At 46.0% G+C, this 19,549-nt stretch carries 16 protein-coding genes; 5 read left to right on the top strand and 11 right to left on the bottom strand.

The window, feature by feature from the left end; translation table 11 throughout:
- Positions 1-1,075 precede the first annotated feature (1,075 nt).
- Both QT996_RS06925 and QT996_RS06930 read right to left on the bottom strand, forming a co-directional pair.
- Positions 1,076-1,813: a class I SAM-dependent methyltransferase gene (locus QT996_RS06925; RefSeq protein WP_333045445.1), complete on the bottom strand. Its 738-nt coding sequence runs from the start codon at positions 1,811-1,813 to the stop codon at positions 1,076-1,078.
- A 7-nt stretch (positions 1,814-1,820) separates the two neighbouring features.
- Positions 1,821-2,018: a hypothetical protein gene (locus QT996_RS06930; RefSeq protein ID WP_333030091.1), complete on the bottom strand. Its 198-nt coding sequence runs from the start codon at positions 2,016-2,018 to the stop codon at positions 1,821-1,823.
- 571 nt (positions 2,019-2,589) lie between these two features.
- Here QT996_RS06930 and QT996_RS06935 point away from each other — a divergent pair.
- Both QT996_RS06935 and QT996_RS06940 read left to right on the top strand, forming a co-directional pair.
- A complete protein-coding gene (locus QT996_RS06935; protein ID WP_333045446.1) occupies positions 2,590-5,133 on the top strand; it encodes a mannose-1-phosphate guanyltransferase in 2,544 nt (847 codons plus the stop codon).
- A gap of 192 nt (positions 5,134-5,325) precedes the next feature.
- Complete coding sequence (locus QT996_RS06940) at positions 5,326-5,883, top strand: single-stranded DNA-binding protein (protein ID WP_333045447.1); 558 nt, start codon at positions 5,326-5,328, stop codon at positions 5,881-5,883.
- Between the two features lie 150 nt (positions 5,884-6,033).
- Here QT996_RS06940 and QT996_RS06945 read toward each other — a convergent pair whose 3' ends face one another.
- The 6 genes from QT996_RS06945 to QT996_RS06970 form a co-directional block, all read right to left on the bottom strand.
- A complete protein-coding gene (locus QT996_RS06945) occupies positions 6,034-6,381 on the bottom strand; it encodes a hypothetical protein (RefSeq protein WP_333045448.1) in 348 nt (115 codons plus the stop codon).
- A gap of 584 nt (positions 6,382-6,965) precedes the next feature.
- Complete coding sequence (locus QT996_RS06950) at positions 6,966-8,024, bottom strand: potassium channel protein (RefSeq protein WP_333045449.1); 1,059 nt, start codon at positions 8,022-8,024, stop codon at positions 6,966-6,968.
- A gap of 231 nt (positions 8,025-8,255) precedes the next feature.
- On the bottom strand, positions 8,256-11,087 hold the full coding sequence (locus tag QT996_RS06955; protein WP_333045450.1) for an AAA-like domain-containing protein: 2,832 nt from the start codon (positions 11,085-11,087) through the stop codon (positions 8,256-8,258).
- A 19-nt stretch (positions 11,088-11,106) separates the two neighbouring features.
- The gene (locus QT996_RS06960; protein ID WP_333045452.1) at positions 11,107-11,625 is read right to left on the bottom strand and encodes a type IV pilin-like G/H family protein; all 519 of its coding nucleotides are present in this window, start codon (positions 11,623-11,625) and stop codon (positions 11,107-11,109) included.
- Between the two features lie 116 nt (positions 11,626-11,741).
- Entirely contained in the window at positions 11,742-12,302 is a 561-nt protein-coding gene (locus QT996_RS06965; protein ID WP_333045454.1) for an SPFH domain-containing protein, read from the bottom strand.
- Between the two features lie 124 nt (positions 12,303-12,426).
- Positions 12,427-12,972, bottom strand: coding sequence for an NfeD family protein (locus tag QT996_RS06970; RefSeq protein ID WP_333045455.1), 546 nt, complete (start codon positions 12,970-12,972; stop codon positions 12,427-12,429).
- Positions 12,973-13,147: 175 nt separating this feature from the next.
- Here QT996_RS06970 and QT996_RS06975 point away from each other — a divergent pair, with 175 nt between their 5' ends.
- Together QT996_RS06975 and QT996_RS06980 are read left to right on the top strand one after the other, a co-directional pair.
- On the top strand, positions 13,148-14,965 hold the full coding sequence (locus tag QT996_RS06975) for an AAA-like domain-containing protein (RefSeq protein WP_333045456.1): 1,818 nt from the start codon (positions 13,148-13,150) through the stop codon (positions 14,963-14,965).
- A 426-nt stretch (positions 14,966-15,391) separates the two neighbouring features.
- On the top strand, positions 15,392-16,492 hold the full coding sequence (locus QT996_RS06980) for an iron-containing redox enzyme family protein (RefSeq protein ID WP_333045457.1): 1,101 nt from the start codon (positions 15,392-15,394) through the stop codon (positions 16,490-16,492).
- 178 nt (positions 16,493-16,670) lie between these two features.
- Here QT996_RS06980 and QT996_RS06985 read toward each other — a convergent pair whose 3' ends face one another.
- The gene (locus tag QT996_RS06985; RefSeq protein ID WP_333045458.1) at positions 16,671-17,390 is read right to left on the bottom strand and encodes an SAM-dependent methyltransferase; all 720 of its coding nucleotides are present in this window, start codon (positions 17,388-17,390) and stop codon (positions 16,671-16,673) included.
- Between the two features lie 248 nt (positions 17,391-17,638).
- Between QT996_RS06985 and QT996_RS06990 the strand changes: the two genes are divergently transcribed.
- A complete protein-coding gene (locus tag QT996_RS06990) occupies positions 17,639-18,271 on the top strand; it encodes a hypothetical protein (RefSeq protein ID WP_333045459.1) in 633 nt (210 codons plus the stop codon).
- A 223-nt stretch (positions 18,272-18,494) separates the two neighbouring features.
- Here QT996_RS06990 and QT996_RS06995 read toward each other — a convergent pair whose 3' ends face one another.
- Both QT996_RS06995 and QT996_RS07000 read right to left on the bottom strand, forming a co-directional pair.
- On the bottom strand, positions 18,495-18,737 hold the full coding sequence (locus tag QT996_RS06995) for a ChaB family protein (protein ID WP_333045460.1): 243 nt from the start codon (positions 18,735-18,737) through the stop codon (positions 18,495-18,497).
- 200 nt (positions 18,738-18,937) lie between these two features.
- A complete protein-coding gene (locus QT996_RS07000) occupies positions 18,938-19,417 on the bottom strand; it encodes a YqhA family protein (RefSeq protein ID WP_333045461.1) in 480 nt (159 codons plus the stop codon).
- Positions 19,418-19,549 lie beyond the last annotated feature (132 nt).

Here is a 19,549-nt window from a genome sequence, read left to right on the forward strand (position 1 = left end):
AAACGGGCCGCAATGAACAATGACTATATGATGCAAATTCTCAAGTGCTTTTGTCAAGGCTGATTGAGATGCTCTTACCCTGGAGGTAAGTACAGTAGTTTGCCACCCACATTCTCAATCAGTGGCTCAATGCGCCCGCTATGAGTCGAAGGTGGCATTATCCATCACCACAACTTGTCAAACTTGGAGTGTGGTTCGCAAACTTGTTTCTAGCCACGTTTAAAACACTGTTTGATTACACGCTCCCTCAGACAGTAAACGGAGCTATCAGGTTGGGGCCCATTGGCGCTGCCATCATGTTCACCCGCCCCTTACGTCGTCCTGATCTGAGTGCATAGAACCGCTGACCTCTTTGATTCCAACCATAATCGTACAGAGCAGGGCCGATCCATCCCAGACTCGGGAGAGGTAAACAATCTGATCTGGGGCTACACTGGACAACTGAACTATAAACGCCTTGCGTTTGACTTCATCCGGTTCTGGGAATGGCGTAAGTTTTTTTTTCGAGTGAAACCAATCTTTTTCAATGCCCGTGAGATGGTGCGAGCGCTAATTTCCCCCTCCCTTCAATGATGCCATCTCCATCTGAGTTTTATTCCCATGAGTCCAGCCTTGCCTCGCGGAATTTTTCAAACGTCAGTAATTTTATGACCATTGCGGGGAGGTTTATTGGGTAACGCTTCAAAGCTCCCACTTTTGGCTGGTATGGAAAACCCTAAGCTGATCGTGTTGCGACGCTCTGTTGAACAGGAGACTGGCTTCACTAATCTTCAAACCATTGAGTTTTATGGCTTCGAGCACCTTCTGACGAAGGTCGTAGCTGTAGGGTTTTGGCATGGAGCGATCGCACGGCAGGATAAGGACTACTTCCCGTTTATGCCATAACTGCCTTGACGGTTGCTATAGTTAGTAGGGCGCGTCAGCTTGAATATTTGTTGGTTCTCAAACTAATTTCTACTTAGTGACGCTACCCTACTTTCTCCACTAAGAATAAAGTAGTTTTTCGTCTGCCTGACCAGGCTTTGGACGAGTGAAGTTTTGACTACAAAGCTAATTACCTATTCCCCTTAACCTCTCAATTGTATTGAACTTTATACATTTGAAATAAGTCGCCGCTTTGCTTTTTGACTACCTTAGCGCCCGCAGATTTTATCATTTTTTCCCAAGCTTCTAGTGTCTCTAAAAATACTTCGCCGGCTCGATAAGTTTCCAAAATTGCCCAATCTTCTGCTAGAGGAGCAGTAGGGTTGAGGACATCAAAAACAAAATGACCGCCCGGTTTTAGTACCCGTTTTACTTCTCCCATGACAATACTCCAATAGTCTATGGGATAGTAACAGCTAAAGCCTGTAGCGAGGCATAAATCGAACTGAGCCTCCTCGTAATTTAACTGGTGAGCGGGAGCCCATTCTACGCCTTTAAACAGCTTAGAATTGAGCTGAGGGCCGCGAGCGTTTAAGGCGTCTCGCGCTGCGCTGCTGATTTCTTGACCGTAAAAATAGGCCTCCCAATCCCGCCAAGGGTAGATCAGAAAGCTGACTCCGCAGCCAATGTCTAAACAGCGCTGATTTTTTTGAGGTTTGGCAATTTTCCAGAAGGGAGAAACTGTTTTTGCTTGGAGAGTTCCTGCGACTGATTCTAGGAAAATCGGCATTGCTTCGACTTCTTCGGGTAAAGCGAAAGCTTCTCCCCGGTATTCGCGATCGAACCGGGCAGCAACCTGCGATAGTAAAACTTGCCAGCTATCTGATTTGCCTTTGGCAAACCAAGTTTGCTCGCTTGTACTTGCTGGGCGTTCGGACTTTTTAGACATTCTTGAATTACCTTTTAGAGGCTTTGAGAGCCTTTGTAAAGTTTTGGCGATAGGGCTTATTAAAAATTAATGCAGGCCAAAGCAGCGACAGCTTCAGGCGATTTGCAAAACTTCGATCGAAGTTAGTGCGATCGAAACCATTCCAAAATTTCCAAATACCGCCACCGTAAGCGATCAGCAATGCCAAGCTAATTAACGTACTCATTTAAACAACCCCTAAGCAATAGATAGGATTTTGGGTCAGCTAGTCAAAGCGCTACCCTTAATCTATCATTTATCAGACGCCAAGGCGCACCGATAGCGGTAGTAATTCCACCTTCAGAAAGAGACTTCAAAATCCCGGCTGGCCACAAACTTAAAAATAACACCCGCGAAATAGCTTTCACCGAGCCAGCAAGAAGGGACTTCTGCCAAAAGTCGAGGATTCTGAGGGCTTATACGATGGAAGAATTGAAGAATTAAAGAATTGGGAATGACTGATGACAGAAGGGTTTCGAGCACGGGCCTACAGTGGCATTATTTATTTTTAACTGGTAGTACCCAACATCCCCTACAAATCCGAGATCGATCGGGGGATTGGTGCGGCGCCGCAAGTTCTAATTCGGTTGAAATCGGTTGCTGTTGGGGGACAGCCTGGCCGAACGGGATTTCCCAGACGGGTCACTACTCGAAGATATTTAAGTAAGAACTGAGAGTTGGCGGCCAACCAATTACAGCAGGGAAACTTTTTCTAGCGGACAATGACGGTAGAGAGCTTTCTAAGCAAGGAGGATTTTATGCGTGCAGTGCTAATGGCTGGGGGGTCGGGAACGAGGCTCAGACCCCTGACGTGCGATTTGCCCAAACCGATGGTGCCGATTCTCAATCGCCCGATCGCAGAACACATTATTAATTTGCTAAAAAGGCATCAGATCACGGAAATTATTGCAACGCTGCACTATCTTCCCGATGTCATGCGCGAATATTTTACTGACGGGGCAGAGTTTGGCGTTCAAATGACTTACGCTGTGGAGGAAGACCAACCGCTGGGTACGGCTGGTTGCGTCAAAAATATTGCTGAACTGCTCGATCAAACTTTTCTGGTCATCAGCGGCGACAGCATCACAGACTTCGACTTAACTGCAGCGATCAAATTTCACCGCAGCAAGCAATCCAAAGCCACGTTAATTTTAACTCGCGTTCCCAACCCGATGGAATTCGGGGTCGTTATTACCGAGGAAAATTACCGCATCAGTCGCTTTCTGGAAAAGCCTTCTAGCAGCGAAATTTTCTCCGATACTATCAATACCGGCATTTATATTTTAGAACCCGAGGTCTTGGATTACCTGCCGGCAAATCAGGAGTGCGACTTCTCCAAAGACTTGTTTCCCATGCTACTGGAAAAAAACGAGCCGATGTACGGCTACATCGCCGAGGGTTACTGGTGCGATGTTGGCCAGCTAGATGTTTACCGGGAATCTCAGTACGACGCGCTGCGGGGAAAGGTCAAACTGGATTTGAGCTACTACAACGAAGTTCGATCGGGAATTTGGGTAGGTCAGAATACTTTTATTGACGATAGCGCGATCATCGAAGTACCGGCCATGATCGGCAACAATTGCCGAATTGCAGCCCGAGTTAAAATCGATGCCGGTACAGTTATCGGAGATAACGTGACTGTCGGGGCCGACGCCAACCTCAAACGTCCCATTGTCTGGAACGGAGCAATTGTCGGTGAAGACGCTCATCTTAGGGCCTGCGTGATTTGCCGGAGTACCCGCGTAGACAGGCGCGCTCACGTCCTCGAAGGTGCTGTCGTCGGTTCAATGTCCATCGTGGGAGAAGAAGCACAAGTGGGGCCAAGCGTGCGCGTCTGGCCGAGCAAAAATATTGAATCCGGCGCTCTGTTAAATCAAAATTTAATTTGGGGAGAACAAGCTAAGCGGAATTTGTTCGGTCAGCGTGGCGTTCAAGGACTGGCAAATGTGGATGTTACTCCGGAATTTGCAGTGAAATTGGGCGCGGCTTATGGCTCGACTTTGAAACCCGGGACTTCGGTATCGGTTTCTCGTGACCAGCGGAGCATTTCGCGGATGGTTTCTAGGTCTTTGATTGCGGGTTTGATGTCGGTGGGAATTAATGTGATCAATTTGGAATCGACGGCAATTCCGATCGCGCGCACGGTTTCGTCTACGCTGTCGATTGCCGGCGGCATTCATGTTCGCATTTCGCCCGATCGCTCCGACCACATTTTAATTGAATTCTTCGATATCAAAGGCATCAATATTACTAAAGGAGCTGAGAAAAAAATTGAGGGGGCTTATTTTAAAGAAGATTTGCGGCGGGCTCTAATTCCGGAAATTGGAGACATGACGTACTTTAACCAAGCTCTCGACGTTTACAACCGCATTTTTGAGCGACAGATGAATGTTGAGGCCATACGCTACAGCAATACTAAGGTGGTAATCGATTACGTTTACGCGGTTTCCGGAGCAATTCTGCCGCAAATGCTCGCCAAGTTTGGCTGCGATGCGGTGGTGCTCAATGCCAGTCTCAAGCAGACTTCTCTGAGCAACGGGGAACGGGAATATTTGCTCGACCAACTCGGCCGGGTGGTGAAAGCACTCAGCGCTAATTTTGGCGTGCAGGTGTCGGCCAACGGCGAACAACTCATTTTGGTAGATGAGTCTGGGATAGCGATTCGCGGGGAAATGCTGACGGCGTTGATGGTAAATTTGATGCTGACTTCTCATCCCAAAGGTACAGTAGTAGTACCAGTGCATGCGTCTTCTGCGGTGGAGGCGATCGCCCGACGCTATCAAAGCAAGGTAATCCGCACTAAGGCGAACCCAACTGCTTTGATGGAAGCCGCTAACAGGAACCCGAATGTGGTTTTGGGCGGCAGCGGCCTTATGGGTTTTATTTTCCCGCAGTTGCATCCCGGATTTGACGGAATGTTCTGCATTGCTAAAGTGATAGAAATGATGACGATTCAGGAGCGATCGCTCGGACAGATCAAGGCGGAACTTCCCCGCGTCACCCACCGCAGTTACAGCGTCCGCTGTCCTTGGACGATCAAGGGTTCGCTGATGCGACATTTAGTAGAAACTCATTCGCCCGATCGTTTAGAATTAGTAGATGGAGTGAAGATTTTTAACTACAGCGACGACAATTGGGTATTAGTTTTGCCCGATGCTAGTGAACCGACCGTTCATATCTTCGCCAACAGCGAGGATCGAGATTGGGTATCTGAAACTTTGAAGGAGTACCGCGCCCTCGTTCACGATTTTGTCAGCCAAACCGAGGCGGCGGTTCGCCAAGATAAATTTGGTAATGGGTAATCGGTAATCGGCGACAACTAATAGCCAAGAGTGCAGAAAAATCAGTAATTACCAATTACCAATTTGCTATTTGCTATTGCCAAAAGCAAGACGCACAAGTCATCGGTACACGGAGAGCTACTTTTTCCTTCTTCCTTCTTCTTTCTTCCTTCTTTCTTCAACATCCAATTCCCAATTACGCACAGATAACAGATGAATAGCTGCATTTTGATGGCGGAAATAATTCAACAACCGCAACTCCGTTATACTCCAGACAATCAACTTCAAATCGCTGAGATGTTGGTGCAGTTTCCCGGCCCCAAACCAGAAGATCCGCCCGAACATTTGAAAGTGATAGGATGGGGAAATTTTGCTCAAGAAATTCACGAGAAATATCACGAGGGCGATCGCGTGATTATTGAGGGAAGGCTGAGCATGAATACGATCGAAAGAGATGGTATTAAAGAAAAGCGCGCTGAACTGACAGCTCAAAGGATTTACAGTGTCGGCGCCGATGCTATGAGTGCGGCTCCCGCAGGTAGAACCGCCCCCGAACCGGCTCAAATTCGCGACAGCGCGCCGGCTAATGTGCCGAGCAATGTAGTTCCTTTAGGCTCGCGGAACCGCAGTTCTAACAGCGCTCCAGGCGGCGCTAACCGCACGTCTAGTTCGGATTGGAACTCGCATCAGTCTTCAAATTCTGAGTCCGATCGCCAGTCGGGTTCATCTAACGAACCGGAAAATCCCGATTACGATCCGATTCCATTTTAAAAATTAGGGTGCATCACTTTACAACTGAACTGTTCGATGGAAAGTGACGCACCTTAATTTAAGAGCGATCGCACTTCAGGAAAAAAAGGGCGATCCTCTTCGAGGGCTGCGCTAACGAATTTGGCTGAACTACGAGCTAAATTGCAAATTTTACAGCTTGATCGTCACAACTTTTTTCTTGCTTTTTTCGTCGCGCAGCACGACGGTATTGTAGGGTGATGTATCCGTCCCCAGCGGAATTGGCAGCTTAAAGCTGGTGCTCTTATGCTTAACTTCGCCTAAATCAATGCTTTTCGTTATATTGCCATCTGTTGCCAGATAAGCGGTAAGTTCGCCTTTATAATCTTCAATCAAAAAGTCTCTGAAGAAAAGGACTTCCCCAGCACCCTCGACATCGATACCAAGGATGACCGTACCGCTAAACGTTGCGCCTTTTTCTTCTTCATCAACCGTCGCCATTTTAATTTCCGAGGGGTCTTGACCGGACATATCTGGCATAAATTTTTTCTCCTGAGCGAAGCGCAATAATTAACAAGAATATTACCTGACGCTAAGGGCGATCGCAAAACTCTTAGGACGTATTTCTGTATCCGTCTTGCTTCTCTCTAAGGTTAGAGAAGCAAGACCGCGCATTATAGCACCAATTCTCTCAATCCTTGAGTCAGTAAGTACAGACCGTTAAAATTATCTCTATAATACCCCCAAGTTTCGCAAACACCGCCGCGTTAATTCGATTCGATATTTAGCATTTTTAAGCCTCTGCTCACAAAGGTTTCAACTGTTGAGTAAAAAAATGTGTACCCATGTAGATGATTGATATCTGTTTGCGATCGGCAATTATATTGAATCTACAACAGAGGATCGCGATCGCCTGCGTCAGCTATTGTGTATAAATGGGTCAAATTTTCAGCTCAACAGTTGTCTTATTTGTGGAGTAAAAGTTTGACGACTGTTAGTACATTTGTAGGGGGGGAAGTCCAGGTTAAAGAATCCCCGTGTGTTTACGCCATCGAGTGTCAATTGTTATGGGAAGCATTGATTGAGAGAGGACTTGCATTCCTGACAAGAAACCTGACATCGTATTAGTTCGGGGGCCGGGGGAGGCGAAAACTCAGGGGACTGAGGATTTGATTGAGAGTTCGCAGTTGTTCCGCAGTGCCCAAACAAATCAGCATATCTCCTCCTTCGATCACAGTTTCTCCAGTAGGCCCGACAATCAAAGTCCCGCCAGCGCGCCGCACTGCTAAAACCAAGGCCCCCGATTGCGATCGCAACTTGGCATTTCTCAAAGTTTGCCCGACGTAGACACAAGTATTGGGATCGACCAAAAATTCTTCCATGTAAAAAGAACTATCGGTGCCGGTCAAAACACCGTCTAAAAAATCCATAACTTGAGGCCGCAAAGCCGCTGCCGCCATCCGCTTTCCGCCGGTAATGTAGGGGGATACGACGGCATCGGCCCCGCCCCGCTGCAACTTCTTTACGGCTTCTTCTGTGGTGGCGCGGGCGATCGCCCGTACCTTCGGATTCAGAGTTTTCGCCGACATGACAGTATATAAATTCTCGGCGTCCGAAGGCAAAGCTGCTACTATGCAAATTGCGCGATCGATCCCCACATTCAGCAAAGTTTCGTCCAGAGTCGCGTCTCCTTGGACAGCCGTGTACCCCAGCGCCAAAGCTGCCTCAACCGACGGCACCGCCGAATCAATCACCACAAAAGAGATATATTCGGCCTGAAATTCCAAGGCAATTTGGCGGCCCGTGCGCCCAAAACCGCAGAGAATGTAATGCCCCATCAAAGAATCTACCAATCGTCGCTGCTGCCTAATTCTTGCTCCTTCTTGAAAATATCCTTGAATCAGCGCTTCTGTAAAGCGGTTGACGATGAAACCAATCACAATCACGCCCATCAAAATCAGGCATATCGTAAACATTCGCCCACGTTGGCCGAGGGGGTGAAGTTCACCGTAGCCCACAGTTGCTAGGGTAAAGACTGTCATGTAAGCGGCATCCAGCAAAGGCCATTTTTCCACCTGCCAATACCAGAGACTACCCGTGCATAAAATGCCCCCAAGGGCGATGACTCCGCCTGTTAAGTCTTTTTGCAGGCGCTGGTACTTTTGTTCTAGAGTTGAATACACCGATCGGGCTGACCTATTACCTATTAGCTGCTACCAATTTTAACCATATCAGCCCTAGACGCAGGGGCGGTCAAAAAGCCAGTTTCTGCCTAGATACTTTGCTGCCCAACTCAACATTTTGACCGAAAGCATCCAGGATACAAGCCCCCGGATTCATCCGTGGGGTCAATGCTTCAATTCTAAAATCTTTAATCTAAAATCTTTAATCTAAAATCTAAAATCGATTGACTCTTAACCCGGTTTTTTTTGCGTGAGTTCCGACTGAGTTCCAATCCCGTCGCAGAGGTGGCGATTGTTTTGATTTGCGATCGGATTTGTCTTAAAATAATTGTGGGCGACATTGCAGCCCTGCACCAGCAAATCGTCAAGATTAAGATTCCACAGCATCACCGTACCGTCAGCACTAGCACTAGCGATCGCCTTGCCGTCTGGACTAAAACTCGCACTCCAAACAGCATCCTTGTTACCTTTTAAAGTTTTGAGCAATGTACCGTCAATGTTCCACAGCCTCAGCATTTTGTCTGTGCTTGCAGATAGCAACATTTGACTGTCGGGACTAAAGCTGATATTTGTCAATCCACTTGTATGCTTTAACATACTTAGCGGTTTGCCGTCTTTGCTCCAAATTCTCGCAGTTCCGCCAGCACTTGCAGTCGCCAGCATTGCTCCGTCGGGACTGAAAGTTACACTCATAATTTTATCACTTTCAATCTGTAAGGTTCGCAGCAATTGGATATCGGTGCTTGCTTGGATGGACTGCTGTTTTTGCAACTTTTCCACAACCTTTGTCAAACTCCAAAGTTTAACAGTGCCATCAGTGCCAGCCGCAGCAATTATCTGACCATCTGGGCTAAAACTGGCACTGGTTATCCAACCTCGCTGCACTTTAAAACTTGACAATTCTTCACCGTTGATTTTCCAGAGTTTAACAGTTCCATCGGCACTTGCTGAAACAATGATTTTACCATCGGGACTCAAAAAGACGCTTGTTATTTGACCGCTGTGTCCTTTTAAATCATGAATTAATTTGCCCTTCTTTTGCCAAATTTTTACAGTTTTGTCGTCGCTGGCTGAGACAATAATCTCACCGCTAGGACTGAATATTGCACTTCTAATTTTATCAGTATGCCCTGTCAATGTGGCTTGCAAAGTTCCATTAGTTTGCCAAAGTTTGATATAATTATCGGTAGCCGTCACAATTGTTTGACTGTCGGGACTGAAACTCACGAAAGCGAGGGTACTCGCTTGACTCTGCAAGCGGCGGCGTTCCCGAAAGCTGTAAACTGCCTGTTCGAGGGCGATCGCCACTCGCATCTGAATATCTGAACTCACTCCCAGCGATCGTTTCATTTCTGTAACAGCTCTAATGCTTTCTAGCAAAGCTTCTTCTTTTTTATCTGCGGCAAATAGCGTTTCTGATAGCAAACTGAGGGTGAGAATTTTGTTGTTTCTTTCTTCGATTGACGGTTTAACCCAAAAAGCTACTATCAGGATTGATATTAATATGACCGCGGCTCCTGTAACTGTTTGCACTCTCAGTTGTTGCTCGCGCCAAAGTTTAACTGCCATCACTTTTTTCTGCTTTTGTGCTTCGCTTAGTTCCTCTAGTAACTTTTTTTCGCGGCGCAGTTGTTCAATTTCAGTTTGAGTTTGTTTTTCGCGATCGCGCAATCTGGCAAATTCCGCTTCTTGACTCGCACCTAAAAATTGATAATCTTGTGTGCTCAAGCTTTTATTTGCCGCCCACTGTTGGGCATCTTCCAGTGCTTGACCGCGCAACAAGCGAGATTCGTCTTGACAATTTGTAGCTATCCATGCTGTGAGGGATTCAGCATAGGGGCGCAAGTCGCCGAGTGCTTTTTCTACCCAGTTTTGGTTGAATATAGCTGCGTAAATGCGGTTGGATACGGTTAATTTTCCGGCTCGTTTTACTACCAATCCGCTCAGCCGCAATTCTGTTTGTTCGGGAGTATCATCCGCCGAGATTCCCGCACCCTCCCTTAACAAGGGTAATTCTGGCATTTTCTCGTCCCTGATTAAGGGGGGTTGAGGGGGATCGCAGGGTGGCAATATTTTTTGATATAGTCCTAATAACCTACTGGCGCGGTGCTGACTTCTGAGAAGGCGATCGCGAATTGTTTTGATGTGTACAGGTTCATCGGATGATTCCCAATTATCAATAATATGAGATTGCACTATCTCGCTAATTAATAATTGATTTGTACTAATAATTTTAGTAGTGCTTTCATCCGTTGCGTCTGATATAAGAGAAGCCGATGCTAAGCTTTTTACATGGTGTAGAATCAGCTTGCAAAGCTTTTGAGTCAGAAATGGCTGCCCTCCAGTCCAATCCAAAATTTCTTTTAAAACCTCTTGAGGATTGTCTACTTGTCCCTCAAATCCCTTGGCTAAAGGCAGAGCTTCTTGTAAGTTAAAACCGTGCAATTCAATAGCTAAACCGATATTAAACGGGGTACGAGTTGCATCGCTAATTAAATCCGATGGGGTAGCTACTCCCAGCAAAGCAAATGTAATGCGCTGGTATTCTGAATTGTGAGCGCGTTTATTGTAGCAACATCTAATTAATGCAAAGAAATCGTCTAGCGGTTCTTGGAAACTCAGAACGCTATCAATTTCATCAATAAAAATGACCAGGTTTTGAGAAATTTTGACCAGCAGCAATTCTTCAATTAACTCTCCTAAGCGCTGCACCGGCGACATCAACTCTCTCTCCCGCCACCAAGCCATAAACTCGACTGGGTTAAACAGGTTGAAGCTGCACAATAGCTTGTAAGCGACGCCGCCGTACCACTTATCTAGAGAGACTTGCTGGTTGCCAATGTCCGAAAGGTCGATCGTAGCACAGGCAATGCCATCAGCGGAGAGTTTTTGTACAGTTCGCACCAGCAAACTGGATTTGCCCATTTGTCGGGAATTGAGCACGTAACAAAACTCTCCGGCTTTGAGGGCTTGATAAAGTTCTGAGTCAGCTTGTCGCACTACATAAGTAGGTGCATTTTGCGGGAGACTGCCTCCGATTTGATATTGGTAATCGACTGTCATAATCTGGCCTATAATTAGATTATCTGGTCACTTGTGTCGTGCCTTTACCGCAAGCAATCTTACCATTTTCATAGGTGGGTTCCGCTGGTTTAATTGTACCGGGAAAATCAGAGCCGCACAATATGGACTTTGTAGTTATTTCATCTTTAGCAGCATTTGGCTCAAAATTTTTAGCAGAAACTAGAAAGACACCGCCGACATAACTTTTAAAGCCTTTTTCCTTGGATAGTCCATAATTAAATGCTGCTTTTTTAGTGGCGCGAACTGAATACTTGAAATTTGTTGTCTCGGTTTTAATCCCAATTCCCAAAGCATTAACAGAAGTAGCAAAAGCACTTTTTTCAGCAAATTGAGCTTGCTGCGCTTTGTTCATGGAGCCAACATACAGTTTTGCTTCTGAAATCATGGGTTTATTGCTAGCATTCAGAAATGATGCCAGAGCGATCGCACCAATTGCTCCAATGCCCATTGAAAGCAATAAGCATCCGCAACCGTTATAAGCTAAATTGCTCATACTTGATACTTGATATTTAGTCATGATTTTGTCTCCTTAAATGGTATATACAAGGCGAATTAAAGTCGGCGAAGCAGAGGCTCCTTTTCCTCGTTACCAGGCTCTGCCTGGTAACGAGGAAAAGGAGGAAATACTAATCTCTAAGCTCGCAGCTTTTGTACTTCTTTCCGGTCAATGGATGTAGGATGAATCACTTTACTGCCGATCGCAAAATCGCGCAATTCCACTCTCGTAAACTTCACACCCCAAGGATCTGTCGTTGTATCCAACTCCTCCACTAAAGCATTATTGATTTCATTGCGAGCCGTGTAGAGTTCCTCGACAGATAATTTAGCAAGGTGAGTCCGAATGGAAAGAATCAGCATATTTAACATTGCTTCCTTGAGATTCTGCACTTTGTAGGAAGCTTTTTCTAAGTCAATGATTCGCCAGTACACAATAAAATCGACGGTGACGGCAACCCGATCACGCGTTGTGCATTCTTGCGGTGGCAAGTTTAAAATTTGCTCGCGCAGAGTTTGTTTATAGGCCACTTGCTCGACAAAGGGAATCAAAAAGGTTATACCCGGTTCTAGTTTTTTGCGATCGTACTTTCCGAAAATTTCAACTAACGCCTCATCTCCTTGACGGACAATTTTAACGCTGCTCGCTAAGGATACTCCGGTGATAGCCAACAATACAGTCAAAAAATACTGATACATAGTGAATCTCCTGGTAAATAGTTGACAGTTGACAGTTGAGAGTGATTTATTAGTCTCTTAGAGAGGGACTTTGTTTGTGTAGAAGCGATTTCAATCGCCGAGTCATAAAAGAGCTAACTGAGATTTAGCTGTTGATGTGAATTAATCTGTCAGGTACAACAATCAGCGTGTTTCCTTCGCGGCGCAAAACGTAAACTTTTTGTCTGGGTGCGATCGCCCCTTGGGAATCTTCGTTGCGAGCTTTCCAAGAAGCCCCTTCATAAATCACCATTCCGGTTTCTCCAGGGAAAATCTCGGAGATTGTTGTGGCTTCCGTTGCTTCGGGAATCACAAACTTTTTGCGAACAATGAAAATCGGTCGAATCCAGATGCTCAGCGCCAGGGCTATCCCCATCCAGTAGAATATCTGCCAGTCAAAATCTTCATACATTACCATCGTCCAATTAAATTGGAAAGCGACTGATCCTCTCCACAAAACGAAGGATTCAATTAGAGCAGCAGCACCCATCATTAGCACGTAAAACCTGTATTTTTGGGGCTGAGTTTTTTGGATTAATAGATCGATCGCACTAAGCACAACTCCGACTAGCAACCACAAGATCGGGGGTGTGAAGGCGAAACCGGGTTGATTAGTGGCTGAGGCCAGCGACCAAATTAGGATAGAATGCACAATGCTTTTACCTCGTTGTGATGGGATTCAACCTTGTTATTTCTAATCTAATCAGGTGGCTATTTGAGTTGGCGACTGAGTTATTTGAAAATTCATCGACTTTTCATCGACTTTTCATCGACTTTAGGGACGCTTGGCATTTATGATGGTTTCAGTGTCTTGATTGTTATAAGCAATGCCACGATCGCTAAGGGTGCGCGAAGAGTGCATTCGTGCAGTTAAATCCTGTCTCCTGAGAAATGGCTTTCCCAGTCAGAAAATTCTGGCTGAGGATTTAGGGATGGCGCAATCTACTGTCAGCCATTTTCTGAATGGCAAACCTGTGGATTATGCCAATTTCATCGAAATTTGTCGCGGATTGGGGCAGGAATGGCGCGATATAGCTGATTTTGAAGCGAATTCAGAGCCAGAGGAGATAGTGCTGGTGAGGGCAAAAGTGGCGATCGTCTTCGAGGGCTTTCCTTCGGATCGCTTCGCTAACGCCAACGCCCGTTGGCGAAGCCCTCGAAGAGGATCGATCTCAGACAACACCCTTTCCCAGCAGTTATACCAAGCTTTGAGTGCGGGAGGCCACGAAGTCTTTTTTATTAACAACAGCAGCGACTCAGCCTCATATTTAAAGCGTTGCGATTATTTGATGTTGCTGATTTCTCAAGAATCTGCCGCTAGCGAAATGGTATTGGAACAAGTGCAGCTAGCCAAGGAATTGCACAATTTAACTTCTCCTAAACCAGCCATTTTACCAATTTTTATTGAATTAAATACGCCGCTTTCCTTTGATTTACGCAGCTATTTAGCAGGAATTCAGCCCTGGCTGTGGCGCGGTGCTGGTCACTCATCAAAGTTATTATCAGAAATTTTAACCATTATCAAAGAAGGTCGGACATCGTTAACTCGCGACCATGAATTAGCTGTAGAATGGCACGCAATTCCTAGCACAAAACAGTCAATAATTCAACCCCTGCCAGCAGCCGCGCCAGAATTGCCAGGAGGACAAGTTGAACTCACTTCTTGTTTTTATATCGATCGCCCTCCCATCGAATCCCGCTGTTACGAGACGATCGCCCAACCGGGAGCGCTGATCCGCATTAAAGCGCCCAGACAAATGGGCAAAACTTCCTTGATGGCGAGGATTTTGCATCATGCAGAAGTGCAAGGTTCTCGCACGGTAGCGCTGAGTTTTCAGCTAGCAAATAGGAAAATATTCGCTAACTCAGATACATTTTTGCAGTGGTTTTGTGCTAGCATCGGTCAAGAGTTAGGAATGCTAGAGCAATTGCCTAAGTGCTGGGAGTTAGCGGATTTGATTGGTAGTAATCAGTGCTGCAAAGCTTATTTTGAACAGTATTTACTTTCAGAATCCTCAAAACCTCTGACGTTAGGTTTGGATGAGAGCGATCGCCTGTTTGAATCGCCGGAAATTGCTGATGATTTTTTTGGATTATTGCGAGCTTTACACGAAGAAGCAAAACGGCGAGATATTTGGAAAAAGTTTCGCTTGGTAGTGGTGCATTCGACGGAAGTTTATATCCCGCTGGACGTGAATAAATCACCGTTTAATGTGGGATTGCCGATTGAATTGCCAGAGTTTAATTCGCAGCAAGTGCAAGATTTGGCTACACGGCACGGATTGAATTGGAGTGATGGTGAAGTTGTAGAATTGATGGGTTTAGTGGGAGGTCATCCATATTTGGTGCGGCTGGCTATGTATCGCATTGCCCGTCAAGATGTGACTTTAAATCACTTGCTGAAATCGGCCACGACGGAGGCAGGAATTTACAGCGACCATTTGCGGAGGCATTTGTGGAATTTAGAAAAATATCCCGAATTAATCGAGGCGATGAGAGAGGTTTCGAGTGTGTCAAAGCCAATCCGATTAAGGCTAGAATTGGCGTTTAAATTAAACAGTATGGGTTTGGTGAAGCAGGAGAGCAATTATTGCACTGCGAGATGCAACTTGTATGAGGAGTATTTTCGCGATCGCCTAAATTGATAGTAGTCATAGGTTGTACCAGTCTCAAGAACGGGTAAGATGTCCGTTCCAGAAGAAGATTGAGTTTTTCAAGAACGGGCAAGATGCCCGTTCCACAAGAAGGTTGAGTTTTTGAAGAACGAGCAAGATCCCTCTTGCACAAGAAAATTTAGTTTTTGTGGAACGGGCAAGATGCCCGTTTATAAACAGGTGATTGAGAAGGAAGCCTGATATAAGTTAATACCAATTTCCATAAACGTTGTTACCTTGACTCACAAGTTGAAAAGGGTATGAGACGGTAGCGGTCAAATCTCTATCAATGGAAGGGTGTATGCGGCTGACTGATTGGCTATCTTGAAAGTAATTAGCCAGAATCCTCAGCAATCTGCAACGGTTGGCTGTTTGGGCAGGCAGCACAATAATCAAAGTCATAATTAAGTTGATTCCATGCAAAACACGGCAGATTTACTCCCCAAAATAGACTCGCCGAGTCTTCCCAAAAAGCAACCCACACCCCCAAATTACGAAGCAGCCGATCGGCAATTTGTCAATTTGCTAGAAGTCGAGGATTTAGACAAGACGGTGGCGGCAAAACCGTTACTTGTCAGCGATTTTGAAAGCGCGATCGCCTATGCAATTCAAGCAGCTTACCAACAGGAACCGGGCGATGAGGCCGCTCACCGCTTCTTGCAGCGCGTGCTTTACCGCGTCAACCGCCTCAACTTGTTTTGGTACGACGATTTGCGCCGTTACAATAACGAACGATCGCACTATTTGCGTTCCGTGCGCGATCGCATTGAGGAACCTTGGCAGCAGTGGGAACTGGCGCAAATCGACGTTGCAGCGTTGCAAAAATTGTCGGATGTCAAGCAAGCCCTGCGCGATCGCGCGGCCGCCGATGTCGATCCTCCGTTAACTGAGCTCGATCGCTACCAGCGGGAACAGATGACTGAAGAGGGATACAAACACCTACTGGCGATCGCCTCTTTCGACGGTTTAGTCGAAGCCAGCCGCCTTTCTCGCATCCTCGGCGGTGCCGGCAACGAAATTCAGTGCACCCTTACCCGAGTGCTGATCGAAGAATACGGCGGCGGTCGCCTTCCCCGCAAGCATTCGACCTTTTTTGCTCAAATGCTGGCTGAATTCGGGATGAGTACAGAACCAGAAGCGTACTTCGATTTAGTGCCTTGGGAAGTGCTCGCAAGCATTAATCACAACTTCCTGCTGACGGAACGCAAGCGCCATTTTCTGCGCTACAACGGCGGACTCACATATTTTGAGGTGGCGGGGCCCGTGGCTTACCGCAATTATCTAGCCGCCGCCCAGCGTCTGGGCCTCTCGCAGGCTGCGATGGGTTATTGGGAACTGCACATCAAAGAAGATGAGCGTCACGGCCGCTGGATGTTGGATGAAGTGGCGATCCCGCTGGTTGATAGATACCCGCAGGAGGCGTGGGAACTGGTGTTGGGATACGATCAGGAGAAGTCGATCGGCGATCGGGCTGCGGCTGCTGTGGTGCGATCGATCCAAGCCGCAGAACGGAATTAACGGCTATCTAGGGTGCCTCAAACACTGATGCACCCTAGATATTGCACCGTTCTCAATAAGCCTTTTAGCAACAGGCAAGATGCCTGTTCCACAAAAAGTGTATTTCTTGTGGAATAGGCATCTTGCCTGTTGCTGAGAATGGTGCAACATCTCAGATGCACCCTACCAGGCTTGTATTTTAAAATGCTGTCATTAACTGAATTAGCTCGATCGACAAATCTCTTTGCGACTTTTGGTGCTTCTTAAACAAAACTCCAGCCAGCAGATAGATATTTTCCGAATAAAAAGCCATTCCCTGTTCTCGCAGACTGGCGATCGCACTTTTCACCTTCGGTTCCGAACTATAATAGCCAAAATTTAAAGGTGCAATTTCAAAATTCGCCACCGAGTAGCCTCGATCCAAGGCATAATCGATCAAACCCACAGGATTAGAATAGCTAGAAACCATCAGCAAAACTTCATCGCTGCCCAAAGATAAAAGTTTCTTAGCAATTGTACAACCATCACTCCCGCCGTGCAACAGAGGCTGGTAAATTTTATCATCCACCGCCGGCAAGTAAGGCGGATTTGAGATGACACAATCCGCCGACTCGTATAAAGGCGAATCAAAAAAAGAGCAATTGTTGACCGTGTATTTTTCGCTCAGTTGATATTCCTTAATTTGAGACTGAGCAATTTTCCAAGCTACATTATTTAGCTCAAATCCCTGTATTGTCCCCTCAAAATCACTTCTCAGCAAAGACTTAATAACTGGACTTCCCTCTCCTGAACCAAACTCTACTATAAGTCGAGAATTGTCACTAGCATTTAACACTAAACTTTCCAAGCAGTGCGCGTAAAAATCCGATTCTTCCGGGCAGTGGAATACCTGTTTCAGAGGATGGGATGAAGTGAGCATAAATTCTGTAACAAAGTTGACTATTTTCAAAGTATCGAATAAGTAATATTCCAGCCATCTGTCGCAAGAGCTATCTTATCAAGTTGTCCAATCTCTCTCTTCCTGTTTAATCTGGTGAGTTCAAATAACTCTTACTGCCGACAGATTATCAACTTAACTAGATTAATCCGATTGACAGATTGCAATTATAGCGATAGCTGGTGAGATAGTACCTAAGCAAATAATTGTAAATTTTAATAGTGTCAGATATGACCTTTTTTAATTATTCAGTTCCGCCTCTGCGCCGGAAACAGCTTAAGATCGAGGTTCAGGATTTAGAAGGGCTTTGGCAGGTTCAGTTTCCCCTTGGCAAAGATCGGTTTTATTCACAATTTTATACTTGTCTAGATCGAACTTGCTTGCTGTGGAGCTTGCTGTTGATACCCATCTTCGGCACAGCACAATTTTTTTCTGTGAGTTGGATACTGCAAGCAGGTTTGTGGTCAGCGCTTAGCGTCGTAGGTACAGCAGCAATGGTAAGCATGACATACTCTTGGGTCAAAATAGAACGCCTGACTTGGGTGCTTTACGGTTGGGTACTACTAATGTTATTAGGATTGCTGCTGACGGATCTAGCAATTTTTCTCAAGTGGGGAAAAGTGTTGGCGAATCTCTGTCCCCTGTGGTTGGGAATGAGCGGCCTAGGGTATTTGGGGACTGGATTTGCAGTGCGCTCGCGCGCGCTTTTAGCAGCAAGTTTATTTCACCTGTTGGGAATTTTGATTTTGCCTTTCACGGGCCGTTGGTCTTTCCTATTTACGGGAACCGTAATGGTATTTAGCTTGCTAGTTTTAGCCGAATTGCAATGGGATATGCGCCAGCCGATTAACAAGCTGCATTAACTTGTGTACCACCGCCATTCCAACAGCTATCAACGTAAAGCATTAACCACAAATGATGAGTACATTGCTAAGGACTGATGATCTCATGCCCGCTAGAATAACGTCACTGCAATTGGTTGGTAGTGAGGATTCTTCGTTCTCATCAAAATTTGAGGAATGAAGCCCTCACTACACAACGGATAGGGGTTATGTTAGCGGACACGATATTACTGATGGCTGATAACTAATTGCCACCAGACTGTACAGATTTGCGGGTTTGGTTAGTATCGTCGCCCTTGTGATGCCACGTGCCCCCATCGCCTTTAACGTATTCAGATTTTACGCTGTTCCAAGCGACGCTAGTAGCACCATCGGCGCTCATTCCATCTTCACTAGCGCTCTTAAAAGCCGCCTGAAAAATTTGTTTCGCCCCTTGGGGGAGTTCTTGTGCTTCTGAAGGTAAGGTATCAAATTGTTGTTCGGGCATAATGACCTCTAATTATTAAACATAAAGTTAATCTTATATACTAGAAGCCACTACTTTCCTCTCTCTAAAAGCAAGTTTCAGATTGCATTTTTATCAGTCCCCAGACAGATGTAATGTTAAATTACTTATGAAATATAATGCAACTTGATTGCCGTTGCTGGTTCAGCCGGATTTGGTTAATTTCCCTCCTCAAACAGCCATTAATCTGACTTCGGCTTTTTGAGCTGCGAACTTAGAAAATATGTCAGCGCAGCGATTACTAAAGCGATACCCGCTCCCAAGGGAAGGATGTTCGTCCCGCCGTTCCACCGAACTACCTCAGAGAGAAACAATACACTTAACACTACTACAATGACGCTGGTGAGTTTGGTTTTTAGGTCATCGATGGTGTGAATTTCCAGCCAGTGTGGTACTTTGATGCGCTCGTCTATAAACAGCTCGTAAAGCCCGAGGGCAGTAATGTAAAATACTGTGGCGAGGAGAAACAAATCTACAACTTCGATGCTAGACAGAATCAGTTGTTTGGAGTTTTCGCTAGAAACCGGTACTGTAGCTGTGTGGCCGATGGTAATGAAGGTTTCCAGGGCACCGTAGATCAAAAGCGTCACAGACGTTGCAAAAGAACCGAATACAGCGATTAACATTAGATAGCGACTTTTGGCAAGAACTCGATGCAGCATAGTTGATCTCCCCTTGGAAAATGTGTTAGAGAACAAGCGCTCTCTGGCATACCTCTGGCTTTACTATATCAGAGTTTGCCCGATCGCACCCACAAGCAATTCTGACGACTGCGCCGCCGTTGGTTAATTTCA

Origin of the sequence: Microcoleus sp. S13C4 (assembly GCF_036700865.1) — a bacterium.
In the GTDB taxonomy this organism is placed as follows: Bacteria; Cyanobacteriota; Cyanobacteriia; order Cyanobacteriales; family Microcoleaceae; genus Microcoleus.

Bases quoted from the DNA above. Each gene is read 5' to 3' on its own strand.
- QT996_RS06925 (WP_333045445.1), bottom strand. From the start codon at position 1,813: ATGTCTAAAAAGTCCGAACGCCCAGCAAGTACAAGCGAGCAAACTTGG.
- QT996_RS06930 (WP_333030091.1), bottom strand. From the start codon at position 2,018: ATGAGTACGTTAATTAGCTTGGCATTGCTGATCGCTTACGGTGGCGGT.
- QT996_RS06935 (WP_333045446.1), top strand. From the start codon at position 2,590: ATGCGTGCAGTGCTAATGGCTGGGGGGTCGGGAACGAGGCTCAGACCC.
- QT996_RS06940 (WP_333045447.1), top strand. From the start codon at position 5,326: ATGAATAGCTGCATTTTGATGGCGGAAATAATTCAACAACCGCAACTC.
- QT996_RS06945 (WP_333045448.1), bottom strand. From the start codon at position 6,381: ATGCCAGATATGTCCGGTCAAGACCCCTCGGAAATTAAAATGGCGACG.
- QT996_RS06955 (WP_333045450.1), bottom strand. From the start codon at position 11,087: ATGACAGTCGATTACCAATATCAAATCGGAGGCAGTCTCCCGCAAAAT.
- QT996_RS06960 (WP_333045452.1), bottom strand. From the start codon at position 11,625: ATGACTAAATATCAAGTATCAAGTATGAGCAATTTAGCTTATAACGGT.
- QT996_RS06965 (WP_333045454.1), bottom strand. From the start codon at position 12,302: ATGTATCAGTATTTTTTGACTGTATTGTTGGCTATCACCGGAGTATCC.
- QT996_RS06975 (WP_333045456.1), top strand. From the start codon at position 13,148: ATGCCACGATCGCTAAGGGTGCGCGAAGAGTGCATTCGTGCAGTTAAA.
- QT996_RS06980 (WP_333045457.1), top strand. From the start codon at position 15,392: ATGCAAAACACGGCAGATTTACTCCCCAAAATAGACTCGCCGAGTCTT.
- QT996_RS06985 (WP_333045458.1), bottom strand. From the start codon at position 17,390: ATGCTCACTTCATCCCATCCTCTGAAACAGGTATTCCACTGCCCGGAA.
- QT996_RS06990 (WP_333045459.1), top strand. From the start codon at position 17,639: ATGACCTTTTTTAATTATTCAGTTCCGCCTCTGCGCCGGAAACAGCTT.
- QT996_RS06995 (WP_333045460.1), bottom strand. From the start codon at position 18,737: ATGCCCGAACAACAATTTGATACCTTACCTTCAGAAGCACAAGAACTC.
- QT996_RS07000 (WP_333045461.1), bottom strand. From the start codon at position 19,417: ATGCTGCATCGAGTTCTTGCCAAAAGTCGCTATCTAATGTTAATCGCT.